Origin of the sequence: Komagataeibacter melaceti (genome assembly GCF_003403295.1) — a bacterium.
Lineage (GTDB): Bacteria > Pseudomonadota > Alphaproteobacteria > Acetobacterales > Acetobacteraceae > Komagataeibacter > Komagataeibacter melaceti.
On the sequence record NZ_QUWV01000037.1, the window covers coordinates 1 to 1,336 of the forward strand.

Annotated in this window: 2 protein-coding genes; one reads left to right on the forward strand and one right to left on the reverse strand. The window is 55.1% G+C overall.

The genetic code is table 11. From position 1 onward, the window contains the following. Positions 1–34 precede the first annotated feature (34 nt). Positions 35–631 carry a recombinase family protein gene (locus DY926_RS04730; RefSeq protein WP_029329811.1) on the reverse strand — a complete coding sequence of 199 codons (597 nt, stop codon included), beginning with the start codon at positions 629–631 and terminating at the stop codon, positions 35–37. Positions 632–787: 156 nt separating this feature from the next. Between DY926_RS04730 and DY926_RS04735 the strand changes: the two genes are divergently transcribed. Next, positions 788–1,336, forward strand: a 549-nt coding sequence (locus tag DY926_RS04735) for a DUF4158 domain-containing protein (protein WP_148707739.1), incomplete at its 3' end; no start/stop codon positions are given.

A 1,336-nucleotide genomic window follows, 5' to 3' on the forward strand; every position in this document is an offset into this window, starting at 1 on the left:
GGGGTCACGACACGAAAGTGTACTTTACGTACGCTTAGAGTGAACCCAACAAGAACGTTGAGGCTGTTCTGCTGAGAGTTCGATAGACAGTTGGCCGAGAAATAGAAAACAGTTCTGAAAGATCGCTGATGGAGTAATCGCCGGTATCATACATCCGGCGAAGCTCTTTTTGCTGACGTTCAGAAAGCTTGGGTTTCTTTCCGCGTAGTTTACCTTTGTCGCGTGCAACGGCCATCCCTTCACGAGTACGCATCCGGATCAGATCGGCTTCAAACTCCGCGAAAGTCGCAAGGATGTTGAAGAACAACTTGCCCATTGGATCAGACGGATCGTGAATACTGTTCCCAAGTTGAAGCTTCACGCCACGGGATGCCAGGCTGTCGCCAATAAGCCGTGCATCAGGGACAGAGCGGGCCAGTCGATCAAGCTTTGGTACGACCAAAGTATCGCCACTACGAACAGCCGCCAGTGCCTGGTCAAGGCCGGCCCTTTCCCGGTTCGTGCCGGTGAAGCCCTTGTCGGTGTAAATACGATCGGCAGAAACACCGAGTTTGAGCAGTTCCTGATGCTGGGCCGCGAGATCCTGTTTGTCCGTCGAGCAGCGGGCATAGCCGATCATTATGTGTGTCATACGGGAAAGTGTAACGTATAAGGCCCCATGACTGCAAAACATATGGTACCACCTTTATGAGACACAGCACACGGCTGTATTCCATGACGTGTTGCACTTGTCCGGGACAGTCCGTCCAACGATCCCCTTCCGGACACATGAAGGAGACATCCGATCATGGCGCGGCGCCGTCTTCTGACCCGTGAAGCTCTCGCCCGACATTACGAGCCTTCTGTCGATGATCGCGAGATCACGAGACATTTTACACTCAGCCAGGATGACTTCGATCTGATCGCAACCCGCCGCGGAGAAACCTCCCGATTGGGTTTTGCGATGGTCATGCTCTACATGCGCTGGCCGGGACGGGTGCTGGAATCTGGTGAAACACCACCGGCTCCCATTCTGTCATTTGTTGCGCGGCAGCTCGACCTGTCCCCTGGGCTCTGGTCCCATTACGGACGTCGTGACGAAACCCGTCGATCCCATCTGGCCCACCTGATGAAGCGTTATGGCTACCGAACCTTCGATCGGTCGGCATTTCATGACATGACCGGTTTCGCGATGCCAATTGCACATCATGTGACCCAGCCATCCCGCATGGCTGCGATCCTGATTGACGAGATGCGTCGCCGAAGCATTCTCCTGCCGTCGGTCACTGTCATTGAAGCCTTGGTGCGCCGTGCTCGCCAGCAGGCCGATCACCTTGTCCATGACGTCCTTGCAGGG